The 24,424-nt window shown below is 71.0% G+C and carries 24 protein-coding genes; 7 read left to right on the plus strand and 17 right to left on the minus strand.

The features are described 5' to 3' along the window. Positions 1-156: 156 nt before the first annotated feature. Positions 157-1,377: a TetR/AcrR family transcriptional regulator gene (locus MFF56_RS22870; RefSeq protein ID WP_066918082.1), complete on the plus strand. Its 1,221-nt coding sequence runs from the start codon at positions 157-159 to the stop codon at positions 1,375-1,377. A 52-nt stretch (positions 1,378-1,429) separates the two neighbouring features. Here MFF56_RS22870 and MFF56_RS22875 read toward each other — a convergent pair whose 3' ends face one another. After that, entirely contained in the window at positions 1,430-2,314 is an 885-nt protein-coding gene (locus MFF56_RS22875) for an HpcH/HpaI aldolase/citrate lyase family protein (RefSeq protein ID WP_066918086.1), read from the minus strand. Positions 2,315-2,511: 197 nt separating this feature from the next. Between MFF56_RS22875 and MFF56_RS22880 the strand changes: the two genes are divergently transcribed. After that, positions 2,512-2,904, plus strand: coding sequence for a hypothetical protein (locus tag MFF56_RS22880; protein WP_066918080.1), 393 nt, complete (start codon positions 2,512-2,514; stop codon positions 2,902-2,904). A gap of 9 nt (positions 2,905-2,913) precedes the next feature. Here MFF56_RS22880 and MFF56_RS22885 read toward each other — a convergent pair whose 3' ends face one another. Beyond that, the gene (locus MFF56_RS22885) at positions 2,914-4,191 is read right to left on the minus strand and encodes an MATE family efflux transporter (RefSeq protein WP_082772793.1); all 1,278 of its coding nucleotides are present in this window, start codon (positions 4,189-4,191) and stop codon (positions 2,914-2,916) included. 244 nt (positions 4,192-4,435) lie between these two features. Between MFF56_RS22885 and pyrE the strand changes: the two genes are divergently transcribed. From pyrE to MFF56_RS22900, 3 genes are all read left to right on the plus strand, one after another. Continuing rightward, positions 4,436-5,065, plus strand: coding sequence for an orotate phosphoribosyltransferase (gene pyrE, locus MFF56_RS22890; RefSeq protein ID WP_066918078.1), 630 nt, complete (start codon positions 4,436-4,438; stop codon positions 5,063-5,065). A 679-nt stretch (positions 5,066-5,744) separates the two neighbouring features. Further along, positions 5,745-6,596 carry an FkbM family methyltransferase gene (locus tag MFF56_RS22895; protein WP_066918077.1) on the plus strand — a complete coding sequence of 284 codons (852 nt, stop codon included), beginning with the start codon at positions 5,745-5,747 and terminating at the stop codon, positions 6,594-6,596. Between the two features lie 246 nt (positions 6,597-6,842). Next, positions 6,843-7,472, plus strand: a complete 630-nt coding sequence (locus tag MFF56_RS22900; protein ID WP_066918076.1) for a LabA-like NYN domain-containing protein — start codon at positions 6,843-6,845, stop codon at positions 7,470-7,472. A 301-nt stretch (positions 7,473-7,773) separates the two neighbouring features. Here MFF56_RS22900 and smpB read toward each other — a convergent pair whose 3' ends face one another. After that, on the minus strand, positions 7,774-8,247 hold the full coding sequence (smpB, locus tag MFF56_RS22905; RefSeq protein WP_066920157.1) for an SsrA-binding protein SmpB: 474 nt from the start codon (positions 8,245-8,247) through the stop codon (positions 7,774-7,776). Between the two features lie 13 nt (positions 8,248-8,260). Then, positions 8,261-9,157, minus strand: a complete 897-nt coding sequence (dapA, locus tag MFF56_RS22910; protein ID WP_066920159.1) for a 4-hydroxy-tetrahydrodipicolinate synthase — start codon at positions 9,155-9,157, stop codon at positions 8,261-8,263. A gap of 196 nt (positions 9,158-9,353) precedes the next feature. Here dapA and MFF56_RS22915 point away from each other — a divergent pair, with 196 nt between their 5' ends. Beyond that, positions 9,354-11,666 carry a lytic transglycosylase domain-containing protein gene (locus tag MFF56_RS22915; RefSeq protein WP_066920161.1) on the plus strand — a complete coding sequence of 771 codons (2,313 nt, stop codon included), beginning with the start codon at positions 9,354-9,356 and terminating at the stop codon, positions 11,664-11,666. Between the two features lie 91 nt (positions 11,667-11,757). Here the strand turns inward: MFF56_RS22915 and MFF56_RS22920 are convergent, their stop codons facing one another. The 13 genes from MFF56_RS22920 to MFF56_RS22980 all read right to left on the minus strand — a co-directional run bounded on the left by MFF56_RS22920 (position 11,758) and on the right by MFF56_RS22980 (position 23,859). Beyond that, the gene (locus tag MFF56_RS22920) at positions 11,758-12,486 is read right to left on the minus strand and encodes a hypothetical protein (protein WP_066920162.1); all 729 of its coding nucleotides are present in this window, start codon (positions 12,484-12,486) and stop codon (positions 11,758-11,760) included. Positions 12,487-12,565: 79 nt separating this feature from the next. After that, entirely contained in the window at positions 12,566-13,567 is a 1,002-nt protein-coding gene (locus MFF56_RS22925; protein WP_238231258.1) for a nickel/cobalt transporter, read from the minus strand. Then, positions 13,558-14,220, minus strand: a complete 663-nt coding sequence (locus tag MFF56_RS22930; RefSeq protein WP_066919922.1) for a DUF1007 family protein — start codon at positions 14,218-14,220, stop codon at positions 13,558-13,560. The genes MFF56_RS22925 and MFF56_RS22930 overlap by 10 nt, the downstream gene beginning before the upstream one ends. A 237-nt stretch (positions 14,221-14,457) precedes the next feature. Beyond that, positions 14,458-15,186, minus strand: coding sequence for an amino acid ABC transporter ATP-binding protein (locus MFF56_RS22935; protein ID WP_082772918.1), 729 nt, complete (start codon positions 15,184-15,186; stop codon positions 14,458-14,460). Positions 15,187-15,340: 154 nt separating this feature from the next. Further along, positions 15,341-16,033, minus strand: coding sequence for an amino acid ABC transporter permease (locus MFF56_RS22940; RefSeq protein ID WP_066923845.1), 693 nt, complete (start codon positions 16,031-16,033; stop codon positions 15,341-15,343). Then, entirely contained in the window at positions 16,033-16,755 is a 723-nt protein-coding gene (locus tag MFF56_RS22945) for an amino acid ABC transporter permease (protein WP_066923843.1), read from the minus strand. Before MFF56_RS22945 ends, MFF56_RS22940 begins: the two co-directional genes overlap by 1 nt. Before the next feature lie 156 nt (positions 16,756-16,911). After that, entirely contained in the window at positions 16,912-17,835 is a 924-nt protein-coding gene (locus tag MFF56_RS22950) for an amino acid ABC transporter substrate-binding protein (RefSeq protein WP_066923841.1), read from the minus strand. Between the two features lie 422 nt (positions 17,836-18,257). After that, positions 18,258-19,379, minus strand: coding sequence for a branched-chain amino acid ABC transporter substrate-binding protein (locus MFF56_RS22955; RefSeq protein WP_066923839.1), 1,122 nt, complete (start codon positions 19,377-19,379; stop codon positions 18,258-18,260). A 103-nt stretch (positions 19,380-19,482) separates the two neighbouring features. After that, a complete protein-coding gene (locus tag MFF56_RS22960) occupies positions 19,483-19,863 on the minus strand; it encodes a DUF6867 family protein (protein ID WP_197430622.1) in 381 nt (126 codons plus the stop codon). Further along, entirely contained in the window at positions 19,860-20,657 is a 798-nt protein-coding gene (locus MFF56_RS22965; RefSeq protein WP_066923838.1) for an ABC transporter ATP-binding protein, read from the minus strand. The genes MFF56_RS22960 and MFF56_RS22965 overlap by 4 nt, the downstream gene beginning before the upstream one ends. Beyond that, entirely contained in the window at positions 20,654-21,562 is a 909-nt protein-coding gene (locus MFF56_RS22970; protein ID WP_066923836.1) for an ABC transporter ATP-binding protein, read from the minus strand. The genes MFF56_RS22965 and MFF56_RS22970 overlap by 4 nt, the downstream gene beginning before the upstream one ends. Next, the gene (livM, locus tag MFF56_RS22975) at positions 21,563-22,942 is read right to left on the minus strand and encodes a high-affinity branched-chain amino acid ABC transporter permease LivM (RefSeq protein ID WP_066923834.1); all 1,380 of its coding nucleotides are present in this window, start codon (positions 22,940-22,942) and stop codon (positions 21,563-21,565) included. Next, positions 22,942-23,859: a branched-chain amino acid ABC transporter permease gene (locus MFF56_RS22980; RefSeq protein WP_066923832.1), complete on the minus strand. Its 918-nt coding sequence runs from the start codon at positions 23,857-23,859 to the stop codon at positions 22,942-22,944. Before MFF56_RS22980 ends, livM begins: the two co-directional genes overlap by 1 nt. A gap of 433 nt (positions 23,860-24,292) precedes the next feature. On the opposite strand from MFF56_RS22980, the gene MFF56_RS22985 reads away from it, so the two are divergent. Further along, a partial coding sequence (locus MFF56_RS22985) for an NAD-dependent epimerase/dehydratase family protein (protein WP_238231268.1) occupies positions 24,293-24,424 on the plus strand: 132 nt, incomplete at its 3' end.

Genomic DNA, 24,424 nt, shown 5'->3' on the forward strand with positions numbered 1-24,424 from the left:
AAACGACGGGGGATCGCGCGGCGGCGGTCCGGAACGGCCGCGACCGACCGGTTCCGGAACGATACCGTGCTTTCGAAAACGCGCGGCGTGCCGGCTCAGTTTCACGCGATCGTGCGCGCCTTGCCGACACCGCCCCGACATGCTCAACCGGAGCCGATGACAGACAGGGTCGCCCCAGCGCCGCGCGTGACCAAGCGCTACGCCGCCAAGCGCCAGGCCATCCTGGATGCCGCGGTGGGCCATTTCAACGCGCGCGGGGTGCGCGGGACGGCGCTCACGGACGTCGCGGCCAGCGTCGGCCTCGTCACCAACAGCATCACCTACTACTACCGCCGCAAGGAGGACCTCGCGGCGGCCTGCTACCTGCGCAGCCTGGAGTGGCACACGGGCCTGCTCGACGCCGCCGAAGGGGCGGGCGATCCGGCCGCGCGGCTCGGCGCCTTCCTGGCCGCCTACTTCCGCGATCTGGCGGCGATCGAGGCCGGCCGGCAGCGGCCGCAGGTCCGGCTCGGCGACCTGATGGCCCTGCCGAGCCCGCAGAGCGAGGCGGTGTTCGCGGCCTACAACGACCTGTTCCGCCGCGCCCGCGCCCTGTTCGTGCCGGAACGCGCCGATCTCGGGCGCGCGGCGCGCGGCGCGCGGACCCACCTGGTGCTCTCGGTGGTGCACACGGCGCGCCTCTGGATCGACCGCTACGAGCCCCAGGATTACGGCCGCGTGGCCGAGCGGGTCGCCGACATCCTGCTCGCGGGCCTTGCCGGACCGGACAGCCGCTGGTCCGCGGCCGGCCCTCCGCTGGTGCCGGCGCCGGGCGGCCCGACCGAGCCGTTCCTGCGCGCGGCCACCGCACTGATCAACGAGGAGGGCTACCGCGGCGCCTCCGTCGAGAAGATCTCGGCCCGGCTCAGCGTGACGAAGGGCTCGTTCTACCACCACAACGACAACAAGGACGACCTCGTCGCCAGCTGCTTCGCGCGCACCTTCGCGGTGCTGCGTGCCGAGCAGGCGGCGGCGGAGGCGCGCGGCGGGCCGGGCTGGGACCGCCTCACCGACTGCGCCCGGGCGCTGATCCGCCACCAGTTCGACCCGGGCGGACCGCTCCTGCGCTGCGCGGCGGTCGGGGCGCTGCCGGAGGGGTTGCGGGCCGAGGTTCCGGCGCAGCTCCGCCGGCTCTGGGAGCGTCTGGCCTTCCCGATCGGCGACGGCGTGGCCGACGGCTCGATCCGCCCGGTCGATCCGACGATCGCCGCCCAGGTGGTGAGCAGCGCGGTCGACGCGGCCTGCGACCTGCCGCGCTGGTGCCCCTCGGTCGGCCCGGACAACGCGGCGGACCTGTTCGCGCGCCCGCTCTTCCTCGGGATCCTGACGGCGGGGTGAGGTGCGGGGAATCCCGACCGCGCCCCCCGGACCTTCGCCCCCGAGCGCCTGCTCAATAGCCCTTGGCGGCGATCGCCTCCGACCACGTGACCGCACGCTTGGCCATGCCGATGTGCTGGCGCTCGTAGAGCCGGCCCTCGAGCTTGATCGCGCCGCGGCGGGCGTTCTCCGGCGCGTTGAAGGCGTCGATCACCAAGCGGGCGCGGCGCACCTCCTCCTCGGTCGGCGCGAAGGAGGTGTTGGCGGGCTCGAGCTGGTTGGGATGGATCAGCGTCTTGCCGTCGAAGCCGAGGTCGCGCGACTGGCGGCACTCGACCCGGCAGCCCTCGACGTCCGAGATGTCGTTCCAGACGCCGTCGAGGATGGTCAGCCCCTCCGCCCGGGCCGCCGCCAGCGCGAACATGATCCAGGGCAGCATCGGGACACGGCCGGGCACGAGCTGCGCCCAGGTGTCCTTGGCGAGATCGTTGGTGCCGAGCACGAAGCAGGTCAGCCGGGTGCGCCGGTCGCGGCGGGCCTGGGCGATCTCCTTGATGTTCAGGATCGCCGCCGGGGTCTCGATCATCGCCCAGACGGCGATGTCCTCGGGGGCGTCGAGCGCCTCGAGGTGGTTGGCGATGCTCTCCAGCACGGCCGGCGAGGACACCTTCGGCATCAGGATCGCGTCCGGCCCCGCCTCGATCGCGGCGCGGAGATCCGCCTCGCCCCAGGGCGTCTGGGGCGCGTTGACGCGGATCACGAGCTCCCGGTCGCCGTAGCCGCCGCCCTTGACCGCGGCGCAGACCTGCTCGCGGGCGAGTTCCTTCTCCTCGGGCCCCACCGCGTCCTCGAGGTCGAGGATCAGGCTGTCGGCCGGCAGCGTCCTGGCCTTCTCGAGGGCCCGGGCGTTCGAGCCCGGCATGTAGAGGACGCTGCGGCGGAGGCGGAGGTCGGTCATCGGCATTCCCTGCGCGGGGCGGTTGTTCTGTGCGCTGCACCATAGTGCAATGCTCCGTCGGCGCCACCGGCCAGAGGTCGGAGGCTCGAGAATCGGCATCGATTGACACGCGGGGGCCGTGCGCGACCCCGCGGTCGCGGCCACGCTCCGGCCACCTTCGCCCCGCAAGGGCGCCCCCGACACCAGGGGGTATTGCCATGAAGACGATCCTGTGCGGCCTCGCGCGAACCGCGTTCCTCGCCGCCCTGCTGGCCGCGCCGCTCGCACGGCCCGCGGCCGCCGCCAGCAACACCACGGTCGGCGTCGGCTCGGGCGCGGTGGCGGGCGCCCTCGTGGGCGGGCCGATCGGCGCCGTGGCGGGGGCGATCGTCGGCGGCGTGGTCGGCGCCTCGACGGAGCGGCCGCGCCGCTATCGCCGGGCCCGCGCGCGCCGCAGCGCCCTCCCCGTCCGGCCCGTGGCGCAGCGGACGGCGCCGCAGCGGGCCCTCAGTCCCACCCTCTCGCCGACCGTCTCCGCCGAGCCCGCGCCGGCGAGCGCCCGCCCGGCGAGCACGGGATCGGCCGGACGGCGCTGGACCGACCCGCGCTGAGGCGCGGCTTCAGGCGGGCGCCCCGTCGAAGGTCCGGCGCGCGAGGCCCGGATAGGCCAACGCCTGGCCGATCCCGCGGGCGGCGAGGAAGCTCAGGAAGGCGAGCCAGAGCCCGGCATTGCCGAGGCCGAGGCCCTGTACCAGCGCCAGCGTCGCGCAGTAGGCGACGAGCGCGCCGAGCATCAGGTCGCGCATCGCCCGGGTCCAGGTCGCGCCGATATAGATGCCGTCATACGCGAAGGGCAGCGCCGCCACGCAGGGGGCGAGCGCCGCCAGCGGCAGGTAGCGGTAGGCCACCGCGCGCACATCGGCGCTCGTCGTCACGAAATCGACGAAGGCGTGGCCGAGCCCGAGCGCGATCAGGCTCACCCCGGCGCCGAAGCCGAGGCACCAGCGCAGGCTCAGGCGGGCGGCCTTGCGGAAATCGGCCTCGTCCCGCGCGCCGATCGCCTGCCCGCACAGGGCCTCCGCCGCGGTGGCGAAGCCGTCGAGGAAGAAGCCGCCGATCAGGAAGAGATTCCAGAGCACCGCGTTGGCGGCCAGCACCGCGTCGCCCTGGCGGGCGCCCAGCGCCGAGAACAGGACGATGCCGGCCACCAGCGCCAGCGTGCGGATCACCACGTCGCGGTTGACGGCGATCGTGCGGCGCAGCGCGGCCGGATCGCGGATGTCGGCGAGCGGCACCCGGAAGGGTCGCGCACCGAGGCGCCGCAGCACGGCGAGGCCGAGGACGAGCCCGGCGGCCTCCGCGCAGAGCGTGGCCAGCGCCGCCCCGGCGATGCCGAGGTTCAGCCCGAGCACGAGAGCGAGCGTGAGCGCGATGTTCACCGCGTTGATCGCGACCTGAAGCAGCAGCCCGAGGTCGGTGCGCCCCCGCCCGAGCACCGAGCCCAGCACCGCGAAGTTCGCCAGCACGAAGGGCGCCGAGAAGATCCGGATGTGGAAATAGGTGGCGAGCCCCGCCTGTACCGCCGCGCTCGCCCCGCTGATCGCGACGGCGAGCGCGGCCAGCGGCACCTGCAGGACCACGAGGGCGAGGCCGGCGAGCAGGCCGGCGGCAAGCGAGCGGGCGAGTGCGCGGTCGACCTCCGCCGCGTCCCGCGCGCCCACGGCCTGCGCGGTGAGCCCGGCGGTGGCCATGCGCAGCGCGCCGAAGGACCAGAAGATCGCGTCGAAGATCACGGCACCCAGCGCGATGGCGCCGAGCGCCGCCGCGTCGCCGAGCCGTCCGATCACGGCGGCTCCGACGAAGCCCAGCATCGGCGTGGTGATGTTGGCGAGCGTCATCGGCAGCGCGAGCGCGAGAACGCGCCGCCCGTTCACGGGCGAGGGAGCCGACGAGGGAGCCGACGAGGGAGCGGACAAGGATGGGGACACGGGTCGGTTCCCGGCGGACGACACCCGAGGTTAGCGGAACGGCCGCGATTCGGGCGTGCGCGGATCGGACGGCAGCCTTGCGCCTCCCGGGGCCCGCTGCCACAAGCCGGCCCCAGCACCCAGTCCGAGCCACCGACCACCGGAGCGCCGCGCGATGACCTCTGCCCCGACCTCCGCCGAGACCGCGGGCGCCCTCACGCCCGAGGCCGTCCTCGCCGAGTTCCGCGACGCCGGCGCGCTGCTCGAAGGCCACTTCATCCTGAGTTCGGGCCTGCGCTCGCCGGTCTTCCTCCAGAAGATGGCGATCTTCTCCGAGCCGCCGCGCACCGAACGGCTCTGCCGGGCGCTCGCCGCGGCGATCCAGGCCCGGTTCGGGCGGATCGACATCGTGGTCTCGCCCGCCATCGGCGGCATCGTGCCGGGCTACGAGACGGCCCGCCATCTCGGCGCCCGGGCGATCTTCGTCGAGCGCGAGCCCGGCGCCCCCTTCACCCTGCGGCGCGGCTTCCAGATCCCGGCGGGCCAGCGCGCGGTGATCGTCGAGGACATCGTCACCACGGGGCTCTCCGCGCGGGAATGCCTCGCGGCCATCCAGGGCGAGCCCGGCGAGATCGTCGGCGCCGCCTGCCTGATCGACCGCTCGGGCGGCCGCGGCGAGATCGGCGTGCCGCTCGTGTCGCTCGTCGCCCTCGACATCCCGGCCTATCCGGCCGACGCCCTGCCCCCGGACCTTGCCGCGATTCCGGCCGTGAAGCCCGGCAGCCGGGCGATGCCGCAGCCCTGACACGGTTTCCGGTCGATGGGTTCGGCCCTGTGAGGTGAACCGCGCCGTGCCCCCTCTCCCCATAGGGAGAGGGTTGGGGCGAGGGGTATGACGCCCCAGAACTGCGCACACCATCGACGCGCGTTCAGCACCGTGCCTTCTCCGGCAGCCTCATACCCCTCACCCGGCTTTCTGCGAAAGCAGACCTCTCCCTATGGGCAGGGCGATCGCATATGGCGCTTTGGTTCTCTCCGCCGTCATTCCGGGGCGCCGCGGGCGAACCCGGAATCCAGGAACATCGTAGAATCTCGTTCTGGCGCTTCGGTGTTCATGGATCCCGGGTTCCGCTTCGCGGCCCCGGGATGACGGCAGGAAAGCGGCCGTCGCCATATGCGATCGCCCTGCCCTACAGGAGAGGGGACCCGCGCTTCGTCCTGAGACGATGCGTCAGACCGAACAAATCAATCGTAAATGGTATGAGATCTGCAAGGACGCGAACGTTCGACGGTGGATATTAATTATCCGAGTCGAAACGGCCTATTCACCGGAGATGCGGGCACGATCCATTATCGAATCCCCCGCCAGAATTCGCCTCGCAAGCGGTTCGAGCGGCCGAATGCCCGGCGCGACCCAGCGTCGGCATGGGGTTGGAACGGTGGAGGTGAATGTGTTCGTGGCGCAGCAACGCGGTCGATCGCTGATGTCCCTGGCACTCGACGAGGCGCTGTACCGCCTCGTCAGCGCCCTGCAGCGCCGCTCCCTGCGCAAGGGCATGTTCGGCACGCCGATGATCGTCTCATCCTCGGACCTCATCGGCCACCGCATCATCTCCACCGGCCATTTCGAGTCGCGCGAGATCGAGGGGTTCGACTTCATCCTCGCCGATCCGCGGGGCGCCATCGGCGAGGACATTGACTGGACCGGAAGCTTCGTCGATGTCGGAGCGAATATCGGCATCTACAGTATCCGCTACGGCGCGCGGTTCGAGCGGACATTCGCCGTCGAGGCGAACCCGCTGACGTTCGATATCCTCAAGGCCAATCTCAGCTTGGCCGACGTCGGCACGGTGACGCCGATCTGCTCGGGTGCGTCCGACCGGCAGGGTACGGCCTCCCTTCAGGTCCCGACCGCGGGCTTGCTCGGCTGGGCCCGGCTCGGCGAGGACATCGACTGGCAGGCGCGCTCCGTGACCATCCCGGTCGCCCCGCTCGACGATCTCCTCGACGCGCAGGGCCCGCGCAGCCGCGTCAGCCTGATGAAGATCGACGTCGAGGGCCACGAGCGCCAGGTTCTCCTCGGCGCGCGACGGATCCTGGAACGGGACGCGCCGGTCGTGTTCTACGAGGCCCTGTCCGGCGCCGACGGACAGGCCTGCAGCCGCATCCTCCTCGACGCGGGCTACGACGGCTTCTTCACGCTGAAGCGCCCCCTGAACGTCCTCGCGCCCTGGCGCGCGCAACCCGTCCGCTTCGAGGCCGTCGATCCCGCGCGCATCGATGCCGCGCCGCTGATCTGCGCGATCAAGCGCGGCGCCGCGAAGGCGGTCGCCTGAGACGTCCGCGGCGGGACGGACCGTACTTGACTTGCCGCGTCGGCGGGCGCCATGCTCGATGCGGCAAGTCGATCAGCGATGCCGCGCGGAAGCCCAACTATCCGAACAAGATTCGATGCGGCGGATCGCCCGATCCGAACGCATGGGCGCCACATCAATCAATTATGACTTGAGGTTGTTCGACATTGCCGAACTAGAATTTTATGTCACGCGATAAGATATTATTCCGAGAAGGCTCAACATTTTATGTCGCTCCTCCAACGCAGCGCGCTCTTCATCGACGGCGCCAATCTCTACGCCACCACCAAGGCGCTGGGCTTCGACATCGACTACAAGCGCCTGCTGAAGGAGTTCCAGAGCCGCGACAATCTCATCCGGGCGTTCTACTACACGGCCATGGTCGAGGATCAGGAATACTCCTCGATCCGCCCGTTGATCGACTGGCTTGACTACAACGGCTACCGCGTCGTCACGAAGCCCGCGCGCGAGTTCACGGATTCGATGGGCCGGCGCCGGTTCAAGGGCAACATGGATATCGAGCTTGCGATCGACGCGCTCGAACTCAGCCCCCACATCGACCACATGGTTCTGTTCTCGGGCGACGGCGACTTCCGCTCGCTGGTCGAGGCGATGCAGCGGCGCGGCGTGCGGGTCACCGTGATCTCGACCATCCAGACCCAGCCGGCGATGATCGCCGACGAGCTGCGCCGGCAGGCCGACGAGTTCGTCGACCTCGCCTCGCTGATGCCGAAGATCGGCCGGGACCCCGGCGAGCGCCCGGCCCGCGCCCCGGTCGATCGCGGGCCGCGCGGCAATCCCGGCCTGGAGAGCCGCTACGGCATCCGTCAGGCCGGCGATCAGGCGGACGGGGAGTAAGTAGGCTCCCTCACACAACCTCCGGTTGCTGGGTTCGGCGGCGTGCGGTGAACCGCGCCCTGCCCCCTCTCCCATAGGGAGAGGGTTGGGGTGAGGGGTATGACGGATCAGGACAGCGCTCGGCATCGACGCGCGTTCAGGGCGCCGCCTACTCTGGGAGTGTCATACCCCTCACCCGGCTTTCTGCGAAAGCAGACCTCTCCCTACAGGAGAGGGGACCCGCGCCTCACGCTGCAGCGGAGTGCACGCTGCCATCATGCGATCGCCCTGCCGCTCGCGGAGGCGCGCGCGTCCGGGCCGGTCAGCCCTTGTCGCGCATCAGCCGCGCCTTGTCGCGCTGCCAGTCGCGCTCCTTGACGGCCTCGCGCTTGTCGTGGGCCTGCTTGCCCTTGCCGAGCCCCAGCTCGACCTTCGCCCGACCGCTCTCGTTGAAGTAGATCTTCAACGGGACCACCGTGTAGCCCTGGCGCTGCGTGGCGCCGATGAGCTTGTCGATCTGGCGGCGGTGGAGCAGCAGGCGGCGCGGGCGCTTGGTGTCGTGGTTGAAGCGGTTCGCCTCGAGATATTCGGGGATGTAGGCGTTGAACAGCATCAGGTCGCTGCCCGACGGGCCCGCATAGGCCTCGCCGATCGTCGCCTTGCCGTTGCGCAGCGACTTCACCTCGGTGCCGGTCAACGAGATACCGGCCTCGAGCGTGTCCTCGATCGCGTAATGGTAGCGCGCGGCGCGGTTGTCCGCGACCACGCGCCGGTTCGGTTCGGGCTTCGGGGCCATCGGCGTCCTTGTCTCAGCCCTCGATCAGACCGGCGTGACGGAGCGCCGCGTCGACGATCCGGCGCGTCCCATCCGAGACCGGGACGAGGGGCAGCCGCACATCCTCGCCCATCAGGCCGAGGCGCGCCAGCGCGTACTTCACGGGCGACGGGTTCGACTCGGCGAACAGGCCGGTCTGGAGCGGGAACAGCCGGTCCTGCAGGTGCAGCGCGCGGGCGTAGTCGCCCGACAGCGAGGCCTCCTGCAGGTCGGCGCAGAGGCGCGGCGCGACGTTGGCCACCACCGAGATGCAGCCGTGGCCGCCCTGCGCATTGTAGCCGAGCGCCGTCGCATCTTCGCCCGAAAGCTGGATGAAGCTCTCGCCCATCGCCTGGCGCTGGGCGCTGACGCGGTCGATCTTGGCCGTGGCGTCCTTCACGCCGGCGATGTTCTTGAGCTCGGAGAGGCGCGCCATGGTCTCGACGCTCATGTCCACCACCGAGCGCGGCGGGATGTTGTAGATGATGATCGGGATGCCGACCGCGTCGTTCACCGCCTTGAAGTGGGCGTAGAGGCCGTCTTGGGTCGGCTTGTTGTAATAGGGCGTGACGACGAGCACCGCGTCGGCGCCGGCCCGCTCCGCGTGCCGGGCGCGCGCGACCGCCTCGGACGTCGAGTTCGAGCCCGCACCCGCGATCACCGGCACGCGGCCGCGCGCCTCGTCGATGCAGGCCTCGACCACCCGGTCGTGCTCGGCATGCGTCAGGGTCGGGCTCTCGCCGGTGGTGCCGGTCGGCACCAGCGCGTGCGTGCCCTGCTCGATCTGCCAGGCCACGAACTTTCGGAAGGCGGCCTCGTCGAAGGCACCCTCGCGGAAGGGGGTGACCAGGGCGGTCATCGAGCCCCGGAGGCGGCGCGCTGTCTCGGTCATCGTCTCGTGTCCCGGACGGCCCTGCCGTCCCTCCCGTGCGGCGCCGCGGCAGCGGCGCCGGCGGGCAGACATAGGGCTTCCGCAATCGCCGCGCAAACAGCCTCCGGGCCACGGTTAAGCACGTGTTAACGAGCTTGGCCGGAACCTGTGGCATGACGACTCCCGCAAGCTTGAGTGGAGGGGAGTGATCCGATCCATGAGCCGCCCCCTGGCGTCCCCGGTGTCCATCGCGCGCACGACCGCCGCGCTCCTCGGCCTCGCCCTCACGGGCGGCGTGACGCTCGGGGCGCCGCCCGACCTGCGCGGCACCGACACGCCGGCCGCCTCGCAGCCGACGCCGCCCGCGAGCGACGCGGCGGCACCCTCCGGCCTGCTGACGGATGCAAAACCCCTCGACCCGGCCGCCGCGGACGCGCTGAAGATCGAGCCGAGGAGCGCAGAGGACGAGAGCGCCAAGCCCGCCCAGCGGCTGCCGGCAGGCACCGCGGCCTACGCCTCGGCCGATCCGGACGCGCCGGTCGTCTTCCCGCTGCCCGATGCGGGCGTGTCGCCGGCTGCCCCCCTGCCCGAGGTGCCGGACCCCGCGGCCGCCGCGAAGGCGGGCGGCGTCGACGTCACCCTGCTCAGGCAGGCGATCGAGCTCTACCGCAAGGGCAAGGTCGCGGACGGCGACCGCCTGCGGGACCAATTCGAGGATCCGGCCGCGCGGGCGCTGCTCGAGTGGATGGCGATCCGCGCGGGCGCGGGGATCGGGTTCGAGCGCACCGTCGCCTTCACGCGGCAGAACCCGGACTGGCCGGCGGGACCGCTGCTGCGCCGCCGGGCCGAGGAGGCACTGCTCTCCGAGCGCAAGAGCCCGGCGACCGTTCGGGCCTTCTTCGGCGCGGCGCGGCCGGCGAGCGCCCCCGGCAAGTTCGCCCTGGCGCTCGCCTTCCGGGCGGACGGGCTTGAGGCGGACGCCGCCGACCTCGTGCGCGACCTCTGGCGCTCCGAGACCTTCGGCAAGAGCCTGGAGGCGAAGGTGATGGACGCCTTCCCGGGCGTGCTCACCCGGATCGACCACCGCTACCGCATGGAGCGGGCGTTGCTGAAGGAGGACTGGGACAGCGCGGGCCGCGCCGCCGCCTACGCGGGCGGCAGCTACGCCAGCCTCGTGCGGGCGCGCCGGGCGGTCGAGGACAAGAGCTCGGGCGCCGCCGCGGCGCTCGCCGCCGTGCCCCCCTCGCTCCGCAACGACGCCTCCTACATCCTGTCGCGGGCCCAGTGGTTCCGCCGCGCCGACAAGGCGGCCGAGGCCGCCGCGGTGCTCGCCACCGCGCCCGCCAACCCCGACGTGCTGGTGGACGGCGACGAGTGGTGGGTCGAGCGCCGCATCGTCGCCCGCAAGCTCCTCGATCTCGGCGACGCGCGGACCGCCTACGCGGTGGCGGGCGGCCACGCGGCGCGGACCCCCGAGAAGCGCATCGAGGCCGAGTTCCACGCGGGCTGGATCGCGCTGCGCTTCGCGGGCGACCCGGCCTCGGCCGCGACGCACTTCGCGGAGGCCGCCCGCGCCGCCGAGACGCCGATCTCGCTCGCGCGCGCCGCCTACTGGCAGGGCCGGGCCGCGGACGCGCTTGGCCAGCCGGAGCCCGCCAGGGACTTCTACGCGCGGGCCGCCCAGCAGCCGATCGCCTATTACGGGCAACTGGCCCGGGCGAAGCTCGGCCAGACCCGCTTGGCGCTGCGCGCACCTGCCGACCTCGACGGCACCGCCCGCGCCGCCTTCGACGACCGGCTCTGCGTGCGGGCGCTGCGGCTGCTCGGTGCCGCCTCGCTGAAGGAGCTGGCGCTGCCGCTCTACATCGACACGGCCCAGCGCCTGACGGATCCGGCCGAGCTGCAGGCGCTCGGCGACCTCGCGGTGGAGATGAAGGACGCCCGCGCCCTCGTCGCCATCGGCAAGCTCGCGGTGCAGCGCGGCCTGCCGCTCGACGCCCACGCCTACCCGGTGATCGGCATCCCCACCTACGAGACCTACACGGCGGTGCCGCAGGTGGAGCGCGCCATGGTCTTCGCCATCGCCCGGCAGGAGAGCCAGTTCGACCCGCGCGCCCAGTCGGGCGTGGGCGCGCGCGGCCTGATGCAGATGATGCCGGCCACCGCCCAGCGCACGGCGCGCCGCGTGGCGGCGGCCTACGATCAGGATCGCCTGACGAGCGACCCGGCCTACAACGCGCGCCTCGGCCAGGCCCATCTCGGCGAGCTGATGGAGGATTGGCGCGGCTCCTACGTGCTGGCCTTCGCGGCCTACAACGCGGGCGGCGGCAACGTGAAGAAGTGGGTCGACGCCTACGGCGACCCGCGGAAGAGCGAGGTCGACGTGGTCGACTGGGTGGAGCGCATCCCCTTCACCGAGACGCGCAACTACGTGCAGCGGGTGATGGAGAACCTGCAGGTCTACCGCACCCGCCTCGACGGCAAGAGCGCGCTCCTGATCGACGGCGACCTGAAGCGCGGGGCGCGGTAGGGTCTGTCGCCCGGCGCGTTCCGCCGGCCGCCGCGGCAACGACGAATCGGGAGAGGCCGCGGGGCGTGCGGGTTCGCCGTAGCCGCGTGCCTCACACCCCCACCAACCCCCGCGCGGCCTCCATCCGCTGCCCGGCGAGCGCGACGTCGATGTCCGGCGCCCGTCGGCCGATGGCGAGCGCCCCGTCGAGGATGGTGCAGGCCTCGGCCCAGGTTGAGGCGACGAAAGGCGCGGCCCCCTCCGCCACCTCCGCGGCGCAGCGCGGGTCGGCCCCCGATCGCACGGCCGCCATGGCGGTCCGGGCCACCGCCGCGGCGCGCGCGCCCTCGACCCAGCGCCGCGCTTCCGCCGCGCCCTGCGCCCGCAGGCCCCCGGCCCATTCGGCCGCCCGCGCGGCGTCGAGCGCCGAGCCGAGATCGGAGGCCGCGACGCATCGCGCCGCGACGGCGTCGAGGCCGGCGAGCGCGCAGAGCGGTGCGAGGATCAGCCGAATGCTCGCCTCGGCGAGATACGCAGTCCGCGCCGCCTCCACCTCCGGACGGTCGGCCGAGCCCGAGAGCCGCAGCACGAAGGCCATCAGGCGCGGGCGCTCGGAATCGGGCATCGCGTCGTTGAGGCCGAGCGCGTAGGCGGCAAGCGGCGGGGAGAAGCAGGGCGGGCAGTCGGCGCTGGAGCGGATCGCCCGGTAGGGCAGGCCCGCGGCGACGATCGCCGCCTCGTTGATGCAGGTGCCGCCGTCCGGACCCGGGAAAGGGTGGGAACCCGCGAGCAGGCGCCAGTTTAGGATGTGATCGAAGCCGCGCAGATCGAATCCGGCCATGCTCGCCCCGGCATTGCGGCCCGCCGCTGCGGGACAGGCGCGGAGCGTGCCATGCCGGGACGGGTTTGGCGAGTGCGGCTCAGGCGCCGCCCGCGCCGAGGGCGAGGCCCGTGAGCATCGCGAGGCCGAGCACCAGCACGAAGGCGGCGGCCAGGAGTTCGAGGAGGCCGACCGCGACCGTGCCGGCCTGCCCCCGGCCTCCGGCCAGACGCAGCGCCGCGCCCTTGGCGAAGACCGCGAGGCTCGCGAGCGCGCTCGTGGTGAGCGCGGTGCCGAGCGCCATGGCGAGCACCGCCAGCACGCCCGCGCCGAGCATGCCCTGGGACAGGGCGAAGACGAGGAGCAGCACCGCGCCCGCGCAGGGGCGCGAGCCCGCCGCCAGCACGACGCCGGCCAGCGCCCGCCAGGACTCGCCGCCCCGCGGCGGCGCGATGTCGTGCGCACAGCCCGGCCCGCACGCGGCCGGACCGACGCCCCCGAGCTGCCCGGCGAGACGTCCGGCCTTGCGCCAGGTGAGCGCGAGCCCGACGAGCGCGACCATCGCGAAGCTCGCCGTCTCGATCAGGGTGCCGGCCCGCGACATCGCGGCGGCGGTGGCGCCGAGGATCAGGCTGCCGACGCCGACGATCGCGATCGCCACGAGGGCTTGCAGGAAGGCCGCCGCGAAGCTCAGCGCGCAGCCGCGCCGCAGCGCCCGCTCGCCCGCCACGATGTAGCCCGCGATGACCGCCTTGCCGTGGCCGGGCCCGGCCGCGTGGAAGACGCCGTAGGCGAAGCCGATGCCGACGAGCGGGCCCCAGCCGCCCCCCGCCTTCAGGGCGGACAGGGCCGCCTGCAGGCTGCGGGAGAAGCTCGACTGGACGGCCAGCAGCCAGCCGCCGAGGCCGGCCGCGTCCGGGGCCACTTCCCGGAAACCGATGCCGAAGGGCGAGCGCGGCGGCGGGGCGGCGATGGTCGGCGCCACGAGCCAGGCCAGCGCGGCAACGAGGAGACCCGCTGCCGCCACGGCACCCGCGACGAGGGCGAGCCGCAGGACCGGGCGCCCCCGCGGCGGCTCGGAGACCGCGACGCCTACGGACACGCGACGAGGACCCGCTGGGCGAACTGCACCCCGTAGGTGGAGGCGGCGGTGAGCGCCTCGAAGAAGGCCTCGGTCATGCCCGGCTTGCCGGCCTCGGCGGTCTTGGTCTCCGGCGCCTTGGGCCGGGTGATCGTCGCCGCGCAGCCGGCGGGCGCACCCGCGAGCTTGGCGGCGTCGGCGCCCTCCGCGAGACCGAAGGAGACGAAGTAGGTCGGATCGTAGACCTCGAGCGCGAGGACGCCGCGGCCCTGCGTGACCGGCGCCTTGAGGGGCAGCAGGAAGCTCATGGTGAGGGCGTCGCCCTCCATCGCCATGCGGGGCTCGGCCGGATCGGCGAAGGCCTGCTCCTTGCCGCCGACCTTCAGCTTGGTGAAGTAGCCGAACTCGGCGAGCCCCTTGGTGTTCTCGGCCGCGAGGTCCGCGAGTTCGTCCGGGGTGAGCTTGCCGTCGCCGTTCTTGTCGAGTCCCTGGGTCACGAAGGCCGAGTAGGCCGGGTCGAAGCTCCAGCTGTGGCGGATGCCCGTGACCTGGCCCGAGGCGTAGGCGACCTCGGCCCTGGCCGTCACCCAGACATGCGGGTGCGCCGCGGCCGGGGTGATCGCGAGGGCGAGGAGCGCGGCGAGCGCGAGGAGGGCGGGCGCGGCATTCGGCATCGGGTCGGACGCTCGCGGGCTCTGGTGAAGGATCGGTTAACGCCGATGCGCGCGCTCTGGGGCGAAAGCGAGGCGTTCCGATCCGTCAGCCCGGGATCCCGAAGGGCCGGAGGTCCGTCGGCGGGGTCCTGGAGCAGCGCTCCGGGATCGGCTCTGCCGAACCGCCAGGGCCGGAACCAGACCCCTTGCCTGGACCCGCGAGAGGCCTCGGGCCTCTCGGCACCGGGACCGCGCCTCTCAGTGCTGGAGGATCTTCGACAGGAAGGTCTGGGCGCGCTCGGAGCGCGGCTTCCCGAAGAAGTCGTCCTTGTGGGCGTCCTCGACGATCTCGCCGCGGTCCATGAAGATCACCCGGTCGGCGACCTTCCGGGCGAACCCCATCTCGTGGGTCACGACCATCATGGTCATGCCCTCCTTGGCGAGTTCCACCATCACGTCGAGCACCTCGCCGACCATCTCGGGGTCGAGCGCCGAGGTCGGCTCGTCGAACAGCATCACCACCGGGTTCATGGCGAGTGCCCGGGCGATCGCCACGCGCTGCTGCTGGCCGCCCGAGAGCTGGCCCGGGAACTTGTGGGCGTGGGCCGAGAGGCCGACGCGGGCCAGGAGATCGAGGCCGCGCTTCTTCGCGTCCTCGCCGCCGCGGCCCAGCACCTTGCGCTGGGCGATGGTCAGGTTGTCGGTGATCGAGAGGTGCGGGAACAGCTCGAAGTGCTGGAACACCATGCCGACGCGGGAGCGGAGCTTCGGCAGGTTGGTGGACTTGTCCATCACCTTTGTGCCCGCGACCGTGATCTGGCCCTTCTGGAAGGGTTCCAGCGCGTTCACGGTCTTGATCAGCGTCGACTTGCCCGAGCCGGAGGGGCCGCAGACGACGACCACCTCGCCCTTGGCGACGCTGGTGGTGCAGTTCGTCAGCACCTGGAAGTCGCCGTACCATTTGCTGACGTTGTCGATGGCGATCATCGTCTCGCCCGTGCGGGCGACGGGCGCGACGAGGTTGCCCTGCTGCAGGCCGGCATCCTGCGGTGCCTGGCCGGCGGGGGCGGCGGGGGTTCCGGCGGTCGGGGCCGGCATCGGCGTGGAGGTCATGGGCGATCCCCTGAGACGGCGCTGACGGTCAGCGGATGATGGCGACGCGGGCCTGCAGGCGCCGCACCAGGAACGAGGCTGCGAGGCAGACCGCGAAGTAGACCACGGCCGCGAAGACGTACATCTCGACGAGACGCCCGTCGCGCTGGGCGACCTTCGAGGCGGCGCCGAGGAAGTCGGTGAGCGAGAGCACGTAGACGAGCGAGGTGTCCTGGAAGAGCACGATCGTCTGCGTGAGAAGGAGCGGCAGCATGTTGCGGAAGGCTTGCGGCAGCACGACGTTCTGCATCGACTGCCAGTAGTTCATCCCCAGCGCCGAGGCCGCGGCCGTCTGCCCCTTGGGGATCGACTGGATGCCCGCGCGCATGATCTCGGAGAAGTAGGCCGCCTCGAACAGCGTGAAGGTGATCAGCGCCGACGGGAAGGCACCGACCTGGATCGGCGTCGAGGCGCCGGTCACGTAGGCGCCGATATAGGGCACCAGGAAGTAGAACCAGAAGATGACGAGCACGAGCGGCAGCGAGCGCATCAGCTCGACATAGACCTTGGCCACGTGCTTCAGCCCCGGCACGCCGGAGAGGCGGGCCATGGCGATCAGCGTGCCGAGCACGATGCCCATGCCGGCCGCCATGGCGGTCAGCGAGAGCGTGAAGACCATGCCCTGCCCGAACAGGTAGGGCAGCGACGAGGTGATGACGCTGAAGTCGAAGTTCGAGAGCATCAGCGCTGTCCCGGGATCGCCACGGAGCGCTCGATGAACGAGGCCGCCGTGATCACGACGAGATTGATGAGGACGTAGAGGATCGTCGCGGCCGTGAAGGCCTCGAACACTTGGAAGGAGAATTCCTGCATCGAGCGCGCCCGGGCGGTGAGCTCCAGGAGGCCGATGGTGAGCGCGACCGAGGTGTTCTTGAGGTTGTTCAGGAACTCGGAGGTCAGCGGCGGCAGGATGATGCGGTAGGCGTTGGGCAGGAGCACGTAGCGGTAGGTCTGCGCCACGGTGAAGCCCATCGCGGTGCCGGCCATGCGCTGGCCGCGGGGAAGCGCCTGGATGCCGGCGCGAACCTGCTCGGCCACGCGCGAGGCGGTGAAGAAGCCCAGGCACACCACGCCGGTGTAGAAGGGCGCGTTGGGCAGCTGCTTGAGCCAGGTGCCCCAGGCCTGCGGCAGAACCTCCGGCAGGACGAAGTACCAGAGGAACATCTGCACCAGCAGCGGGATATTCCGGAAGAGCTCGACATAGGCCGTGCCCACCGCGTTGGCGGCCTTGTTCGGCAGCGTGCGCAGGACGCCGATGATGGAGCCGAGGCAGAAGGCGATCACCCAGGAACAGAGCGCGGTCGCGATCGTCCAGAGGAGGCCCGAGAGCAGCATGTCGGCGTAGGTGCCGGCACCTTCGGGTGAGGGCTCGAGGAAGATGCCCCAGTTCCAGTTGTAATTCATCGCTCTACAGACTTCGCCGCATCGGGGCCGGGAGATCGAGGCTCAGTCGAGCAGGTCCGAGGCGTATCCGCCCGCGAAAACCTCGGCCCGACCCGCGTTCTGCACAGGAACCTCGCGCGGGTGAAGACCCGCGCGAGGGTTTTCAGGCCGGTCGCCTCAGTAGGCGGCCGGATCCGGGCTGTCGCTCGGGGTCTTGAACTGCTTCTCCATCGCCTCGGTCATCGGAAGCTTGAGGTTGATGTCGCGCGGCGGGATCGGCTTGGTGAACCACTTGTCGTAGAGCGCCTTGCCCTCGGGGCTGGTGTAGAGCGCCTTGGTGGCGGCGTCGGCGACGGCCTTGAAGGGCGCGTCGTCCTTGCGCAGCATGATGCCGTAGGGCTCGGGCTTCGAGAGCGCCTCGGTCGAGATCGCGTAGGCGTCGGGCGTCTTCGAGGAGGCGGCGAGCGAGGCGAGCAGCACGTCGTCCATCACGAAGGCGACGGCGCGGCCGGTCTCGACCATCAGGAAGGCCTCGGCGTGGTCCTTGGCCGGCAGGATGGTCAGGCCGAGCTTGCGCTCGGTGTTGGCCTCGTTGATCTGCCGGATGTTGGTGGTGCCCGAGGTCGAGACCACGGTCTTGCCCTTCAGGTCCTCGATCGTCTTGAGGTTCGCGTCCTTCTTGGCGACGTAGCGGGTCGCGGTGAGGAAGTGCGAGTTGGTGAAGGTCGCCTGCTTCTGGCGGTCGGCGTTGTTCGTCGTCGAGCCGCACTCGAGGTCGATCGTGCCGTTGGCGATGAGCGGGATGCGCGTCGCGGAGGTGACGGGATTGAGCTTCACCTCCATCTTGTCGAGCTTGAGGTGCGCCTTCACCGCGTCGGCGATCTTGTAGCAGATGTCCATGGCGTAGCCGACGGGCTTCTGGTCGGCACCGAGATAGGAGAACGGCACGGAGGAATCGCGGTAGCCGATCGTGATGGCGCCGGTGTCCTTCACCTTCTTGAGGGTTCCGGTCAGATCCTCGGCGCCGGCCGGCGCCGCGAGGAGGGAGGCGCCGAGGGCGAGGCCGAGCGCCACTCCGCGACGGTCGAAACGAACCTGCATTGAAACGAAACTCCTGATCATGCCGAGCGGGCGTCGGCCCACATCGCGGGTGCGCTCGGCCTGCCGATGCGCCTTCGCAATGATGGTGCCGATTTGTGGAACGGGAAACACGCCGGTGAGCCCGGCGCGGCGGTGGCACACGGGAAAGCTCGGCCCCGTCAGCGGCCCGGCGAGAGCGCGGCCGCTCTGGCCGGCGTCGGATCTGCCCAAGATTTCCACCCTGATCGTCCGCTCGCAGCGTCCAGACCGGACTTTTCGCCCGTGCCCCGTGCATCTTGCACATTCCATGGGCGGACGCATCGGGCTTTCCGCGCCGCCTGGGCGACGTTCCAGAGCCATTGTAGGGGGTTGCGCGCCGTGGGCAGAGAAAAGGCCGCCCCGGTTGCCCGGGGCGGCCCTTTGGCTCGCGGCCGGCGACCGGCCTACTGCGTCACCTCGTTGCCCGCGTAGTCGACCACGCCCTTGTCGTTCTTCTTCCAGGTGTACATGACGTAGTCGGGCTTCGTGATGTCGCCCTTCTTGTCGAAGCTGATCGGGCCGAGCACCGTCTGGAAGGGCTTGCCCTCGCGCATGAAGGCCGCGACCTTCTTGGCGTCGGGGCTGCCCGCGCCCTCGACGGCCTGCTTGTAGATCTGCACGGCGGCGTAGGCGTAGAGGGTGTAGGCCTCCGGATCGATGCCCTTGGCCTTGAAGCCCGCGACCACGTCCTTTGCGTTCGGGTTCTTGCGGGCGTCCGGCGGGAAGGTGGTGAGCGTGCCCTCGGCGCCCGGGCCCGCGATGGCCACGAGCTCCTTGTCGACCATGCCGTCGCCGCCCATGAGCGGCGCCTTCAGGCCCTGGTCGCGCATCTGGCGGATGATCAGGCCGGCCTCGGTGTAGTAGCCGCCGAAATAGACGACATCGATGCCGTTCTGCTTCAATTTCGAGACGAGGGCCGAGTAGTCCTTCTCGCCCGGGTTGATGCCCTCGTAGAGCGCTTCCTTGCCGCCCTTGGCCTTGAAGGCCTTCAGCGTCTCGTCGGCGAGCCCCTTTCCGTAGGGGGTCTTGTCGTGGATGATCGCGACCTTCTTGCCCTTGAAGTGCCGGGTCAGGTACTCGCCCGCCACCGCGCCCTGCTGGTCGTCGCGGCCGCAGGTGCGGAAGGTGTTCCAGAGCCCGCGCTCGGTGAACTTCACGTTGGTCGAGGCCGGGGTGACCTCGACGATGCCGGCGTCGGCGTAGACGTCGGAGGCCGGGATCGAGACGCCCGAGTTGAAGTGGCCGACCACGAACTTCACCCCGTCCGAGGCGAACTTGTTGGCGACCGAGACGCCCTGCTTCGGGTCTGAGGCGTCGTCGCCGACCGCGAGTTCGAGCTTCTGGCCCTTGATGCCGCCGGCCTTGTTGATGTCCTCGACAGCCTGGGCGGTCCCGTTCTTGAGCTGGGCCCCGAAGGCGGCACTGTTGCCGGTGATCGGCGCGCCGACGGCGATCTTGAGCTGCGCCTGCGCCGAGCCGGCGCTCAGGAGGCCGAGCGCGAGGCCCGCCAGAAGTGTTGCTCTCATCCCGGTCATCTCCCTCACGTCACACGCGACCGCGCCCAAGCCGGCGCGGCGTGCCTCATGCGTCCGGCCTGCCTGAGCGCGGGGCCCCGGCCTGCCTGCGCGATCATGACCGCCCCGGCGCCCCCTCGGAAGGGCGCTCGCGCCAGGAGAGCGGCGAGGTCCGCTCATAGAGCCAGCGGTACTGCGTGGTCATCTGGCGGGTGCGGGTGTAGCGGTAGCCGGCCGCGCCGATCAGCATCACCACGGCGGCGTCGACAAGATAGTACTGCGCCGAGAGCAGGGTGCCGGAAAACAGCGCGAAGTGGATGAAGCGCACGGCCGCCGCGACGAGCAGCAGCGCCAGGACGGCGTACGGGAACGGCCGCCACGCCCGGGCGACCGCGCGTGCGGCCATCCAGCCGGCCCAGCCGCCCATCACCACGGTGACGAGCCCGAAGAGCCAGATCGATTCCTCTTCGAACAGGATCCCCTGGAGCGCGCTCACGCCGTCGTCGCGGCGCCGTGGCCGCCCTCCAGGTAGGCGGCCTTCACGGCCGGGTCGTCGAGGAGCTGGCGGCCCGTGCCGCTCATGGTGACGCGGCCGTTGACCAGCACGTAGCCGCGATGCGCCAGCTTGAGGGCGTGGTAGGCGTTCTGCTCGACGAGGAAGATCGTCATCCCGTCCTGCCGGTTGAGGTCGCGGATCGCGTCGAAGATGCCCTTCACCACCAAGGGCGCAAGACCGAGCGAGGGCTCGTCGAGGAGGAGGAGCGTCGGCCGGCTCATCAGCGCGCGGCCGATCGCCAGCATCTGCTGCTCGCCGCCCGACATGGTGCCGGCCCGCTGCTGCAGGCGCTCCTTCAGGCGCGGGAACAGGGCGCAGACCCGCTCCAGATCCTGCGCGAACCAGCGCCCGCCGTGCAGGCTCGCGCCCATCTGGAGGTTCTCGAACACGCTCATGCGCGGGAAGACGCGCCGGCCCTCCGGCGATTGGGCGAGGCCGAGCCGGGCGATCCGGTGGGTCGGCAGCCGGGTGATGTCCTCGCCCGCGTAGCGGATCGTGCCCGAGCGGGCGCGCGGCGCGCCGAAGATCGTCATCATCAGGGTCGACTTGCCGGCCCCGTTCGCGCCGATCAGCGTGACGATCTCGCCTCGGCCCACCGTGAGATCGACGCCCCGCAGGGCCGCGACGCTGCCGTAATAGGTCGAGACGTCCTCGATCGCGAGGAGCGGCTCGCCGGCCCGCGCCTGGATGGCCCGGGTCTCCTCGACGAGGACGTTGATGCCGGCGACGCTCATCGTCCGGCCTCCGGATGCGGCGCGAGGCCCACCTCGGCCTCGACCGCCTCGACCTCCTCGTCCTCGACGCCCAGATAGGCCGCGATCACGCGGGGATCGGCCCGCACCTCGGCGGGCGTGCCGTCGGCGATCTTCACGCCGTAATCGAGCACCACGACGTGGTCGGAGATCTGCATCACCACCGACATGTCGTGCTCGATCAGCAGCACCGAGGTGGCGTGCCGGTCGCGGATCAGGCGCAGGAGGTCGTTGAGCTCCGCGCTCTCGCGCGGATTGAGACCGGCCGCCGGCTCGTCGAGGCAGAGCAGGACCGGGTCGGTGCACATGGCGCGCGCGATCTCGAGGCGGCGCTGCGCGCCGTAGGGCAGCGCGCCGGCCGGCTCGTCGGCCCGCGCCAGGAGATCGATCCGGGCGAGCCAGTCCTTGGCCTTCTCGATCGCGGCGCGCTCGGCGGCCCGGTAGGAGGGCAGCCCCAGAAGGCCCCCGATGGTGAGGCCAGAGGCCCGCATCAGGGGATTGTGCTGGGCCACGAGCAGGTTCTCCAGCACCGTCATGCCGGGAAACAGGCGGATGTTCTGGAAGGTGCGGGCGACGCGGGCGGTGCGGTTCACCGCGAAGTTCGGCAGGCGCTCCAGGAGGTGCACGCTGCCGTCGGGCTGCACCAGCCGCAGCATGCCCTCGGTCGGCTTGTAGAAACCGGTGATGCAGTTGAACACCGTGGTCTTGCCGGCCCCGTTCGGGCCGATCAGCGCCGTGATCTCGCCGGCCCGCGCCTCGAAGGAGAGGTCGTTGACGGCGGTGAGGCCGCCGAACCGCATGGTGAGGTGGGCGACCGAGAGCACCGCGTCGGGCGTCGCGGCGATCCGGGCGGCGGTCTTCGGCGTGGGTGAGAGGAGCGCGCTCATCTAGCCGTGCCCCTCGCTGACATGGGCGCCCGAGATGCCGCGGGCGCGCCCCAGGGAGACCGAGGGCTGCCGCTCCGAGATCAGGCCGCGGGGGCGCCAGACCATCATCGTCACCATGGCGAGGCCGAAGAGCAGCAGGCGGTACTCGTTCGGGTCGAAGCCCTCGCCGAAGACGGCGCTAAGGAAGCCGAGGTTGCGCAGCAGCTCCGGGCCGCCCACCATCGCGACCGCGGCGATGGCCACCCCGATCTGGCTGCCCATGCCGCCCAGCACCACGATCGCCAGGATGATGGCGCTCTCCAGGAAGTTGAAGCTCTCCGGGCTGATGAAGCCCTGGCGCACGGCGAAGAACGAGCCCGCGAAGCCCCCGAAGGCCGCCCCCAGCGCGAAAGCGGTGAGCTTCGTCGCCGTGGTGTCGATGCCGAGCGAGCGGCAGGCGATCTCGTCCTCGCGCAAGGCCTCCCAGGCGCGCCCGATCGGGAGGCGGCGCAACCGCAGGGTGACGAGGTTGGTGAGAAGCGCCAGCGCCAGGATCAGGTAGTAGAGGAACACGACCCGGTGCATCGAGTCGAAGCTCAACCCGAAGCGGGCCGCGAACCCGTCCTCGTCGGCGGTGAAGGGGATGCCGAAGAACGAGGCTCGCGGGATCGACGAGATGCCGGCCGCGCCCCCCGTGACGTCGGTCCAGTTGATCAGCACGAGCCGGATGATCTCGCCGAAGGCGAGCGTCACGATGGCGAGGTAGTCGCCGCGCAGGCGCAGGACCGGAAAGCCCAGCACCATGCCCCAGAGGCCCGCGAACAGGCCGGCGAGCGGCAGGCAGACCCAGAAGGACAGGCCGAAGGTCGTCGACAGGAGCGCGTAGGTGTAGGCGCCGACCGCGTAGAAGGCGACGTAGCCGAGGTCGAGCAGGCCCGCGAGGCCGACCACGATGTTCAGGCCCCAGCCGAGCATCACGTAGGTGAGGATCAGGATGCCGAGGTCGATCCAGTAGCGGGCGGGCCCCAGCCCCCCGCTCGCCAGGGTCGCGATCACCGGCAGCGTGAGGGCGAGGCCGAGGAAGGCCCAGAGGGCGAACCCGGAGACCGTCTGGCCGGCCGCCGGCTCGGCGTGCACGGCCTCGGTCGCCTGGGACGGTGCGGGGATGAGCGCGCGCCGCGCGTCGCGGCGGGCCAGCACGAGGCGCTGAGCCAAGCGCAGCACGAAGATGCCGGCGCAGAGGAGACCAACGAGCGGCCAGCGCGGCAGCAGTTCGAGCCCGGCCGGGCCGGCTTCCGTGCGGTAGCTGACGACCGGCACGCAGAGCGCGAAGGCGACGAGGGCGTAGAGGCCGGCGTCGCGGAGGATGTCCGGCAGGCCGGGGGAGCGGGCGGGCGCCATCAGACCTTCTCGACCTCGGCGCGGCCGAGGATCCCGGAGGGCATGAAGATCAGCACGATCGCGAGGATCGAGAAGGCCGCGACGTCCTTGTACTCGATCGAGAAATAGGCCGACCAGAACACCTCGATCAGGCCGATGATGAGGCCGCCCAGCACCGCGCCCGGAAGCGAGCCGATGCCGCCGAGCACGGCCGCCGTGAAGGCCTTCACGCCCGGCACGAACCCGTCCGAGAACGAGACCGTGCCGTAGTAGAGCAGGTAGAGGACGCCCGCGACGGCCGCGAGCGCGGCGCCGAGCACGAAGGTCAGGGAGATCGTGCGATCGACGTCGATGCCGAGGAGCGCCGCCATCTTGCGGTCCTGCTCGCAGGCGCGCTGCGCCCGCCCGAAGGGCGTGCGCTGGACGAGGTACCAGAAGCCGGTCAGCAGCACCGCGGTCACCGCCATGATCAGGCACTGCTTGTAGGAGAGGAAGACGGTGTAGCTCTCCGATTCCATCAGGGTGATGCCGCCGGACAGCAGCGGCGGCGTCGACTTGTTGCGGGCACCCTGCGCCACCTGCACGAAGTTCGACAGGAAGATCGAGACGCCGATGGCCGAGATCAGCGGCGCGAGCCGGAACGAGCCGCGCAGGGGCCGGTAGGCCACGCGCTCGATCGCCCAGCCCCAGAGGCCGGTGAGGATCATGGCCACCACCAGAACGATCAGGAGCGCCAGCGCGATCGAGCTGATCCCGAGCCATGCGGTCAGGATCAGAAAGACGATCAGCGCGATGAAGCTCGACACCATGAAGACGTCGCCGTGGGCGAAGTTCACCATGCCGATGATGCCGAACACCATCGTGTAGCCGATCGCGATCAGGCCGTAGATCGACCCGAGGGTCAGGCCGTTGATCAGCTGCTGCAGGAAGACTTCCATCGAATCTGTGCCGCTCCTGGCTTGTCTTGCCCGCGCTCGGTGAGCAAGGGGCGTACCGTACCGCTAGGTTTACCGCCAGAGCCCTTCGGTGACGAATGGCGAGAGTCCGCTCCGTCCGCCGAGGACCCATGGTCGCTTTCTGCTTCCCGCTGCCTGTGATCGACCCGTGATCGTGCACCGGCAGAAGTCGCCCGACATCCGCACGGATCGGCGCTCAACATGCCAGATCGCGTGGATACGTGGTGGATACGTGTCAGTGTAAGATGACCTACAGCCCGTGCAACTGCAGCCGTTCCTCCATCTGTTGACACGGCAGCCAGAAGACGGAAAAGCCTGCGGGACGCGCTGCGATTGAGAGCCAGCGCTGCAGGCGATCGGCGAAACCGTCAAGCCTCAGGCTGGCGGATGGTCCCTGCCCGAGGCGAGGATTGCGATGCGGATACTGGTGACCGGCGGCTGCGGCTTCATCGGCTCGGCGCTCGTCCTGCATCTGGTGCAGGATCTCGGGCACGAGGTCGCCACGCTCGACGCGCTCACCTACGCGGCCAACCCGGTCTCGCTGCAG

It is taken from the genome of Methylobacterium hispanicum, from assembly GCF_022179285.1.
GTDB classification, from domain to species: Bacteria; Pseudomonadota; Alphaproteobacteria; order Rhizobiales; family Beijerinckiaceae; genus Methylobacterium; species Methylobacterium hispanicum.

Coding starts and splice junctions, on each gene's coding strand:
- MFF56_RS22870 (WP_066918082.1), top strand. CDS start 157: ATGACAGACAGGGTCGCCCCAGCGCCGCGCGTGACCAAGCGCTACGCC.
- MFF56_RS22875 (WP_066918086.1), bottom strand. CDS start 2,314: ATGACCGACCTCCGCCTCCGCCGCAGCGTCCTCTACATGCCGGGCTCG.
- MFF56_RS22880 (WP_066918080.1), top strand. CDS start 2,512: ATGAAGACGATCCTGTGCGGCCTCGCGCGAACCGCGTTCCTCGCCGCC.
- MFF56_RS22885 (WP_082772793.1), bottom strand. CDS start 4,191: ATGACGCTCGCCAACATCACCACGCCGATGCTGGGCTTCGTCGGAGCC.
- pyrE (WP_066918078.1), top strand. CDS start 4,436: ATGACCTCTGCCCCGACCTCCGCCGAGACCGCGGGCGCCCTCACGCCC.
- MFF56_RS22895 (WP_066918077.1), top strand. CDS start 5,745: ATGTCCCTGGCACTCGACGAGGCGCTGTACCGCCTCGTCAGCGCCCTG.
- MFF56_RS22900 (WP_066918076.1), top strand. CDS start 6,843: ATGTCGCTCCTCCAACGCAGCGCGCTCTTCATCGACGGCGCCAATCTC.
- smpB (WP_066920157.1), bottom strand. CDS start 8,247: ATGGCCCCGAAGCCCGAACCGAACCGGCGCGTGGTCGCGGACAACCGC.
- dapA (WP_066920159.1), bottom strand. CDS start 9,157: ATGACCGAGACAGCGCGCCGCCTCCGGGGCTCGATGACCGCCCTGGTC.
- MFF56_RS22915 (WP_066920161.1), top strand. CDS start 9,354: ATGAGCCGCCCCCTGGCGTCCCCGGTGTCCATCGCGCGCACGACCGCC.
- MFF56_RS22920 (WP_066920162.1), bottom strand. CDS start 12,486: ATGGCCGGATTCGATCTGCGCGGCTTCGATCACATCCTAAACTGGCGC.
- MFF56_RS22930 (WP_066919922.1), bottom strand. CDS start 14,220: ATGCCGAATGCCGCGCCCGCCCTCCTCGCGCTCGCCGCGCTCCTCGCC.
- MFF56_RS22935 (WP_082772918.1), bottom strand. CDS start 15,186: ATGATCGCCATCGACAACGTCAGCAAATGGTACGGCGACTTCCAGGTG.
- MFF56_RS22940 (WP_066923845.1), bottom strand. CDS start 16,033: ATGCTCTCGAACTTCGACTTCAGCGTCATCACCTCGTCGCTGCCCTAC.
- MFF56_RS22945 (WP_066923843.1), bottom strand. CDS start 16,755: ATGAATTACAACTGGAACTGGGGCATCTTCCTCGAGCCCTCACCCGAA.
- MFF56_RS22950 (WP_066923841.1), bottom strand. CDS start 17,835: ATGCAGGTTCGTTTCGACCGTCGCGGAGTGGCGCTCGGCCTCGCCCTC.
- MFF56_RS22955 (WP_066923839.1), bottom strand. CDS start 19,379: ATGAGAGCAACACTTCTGGCGGGCCTCGCGCTCGGCCTCCTGAGCGCC.
- MFF56_RS22965 (WP_066923838.1), bottom strand. CDS start 20,657: ATGAGCGTCGCCGGCATCAACGTCCTCGTCGAGGAGACCCGGGCCATC.
- MFF56_RS22970 (WP_066923836.1), bottom strand. CDS start 21,562: ATGAGCGCGCTCCTCTCACCCACGCCGAAGACCGCCGCCCGGATCGCC.
- livM (WP_066923834.1), bottom strand. CDS start 22,942: ATGGCGCCCGCCCGCTCCCCCGGCCTGCCGGACATCCTCCGCGACGCC.
- MFF56_RS22980 (WP_066923832.1), bottom strand. CDS start 23,859: ATGGAAGTCTTCCTGCAGCAGCTGATCAACGGCCTGACCCTCGGGTCG.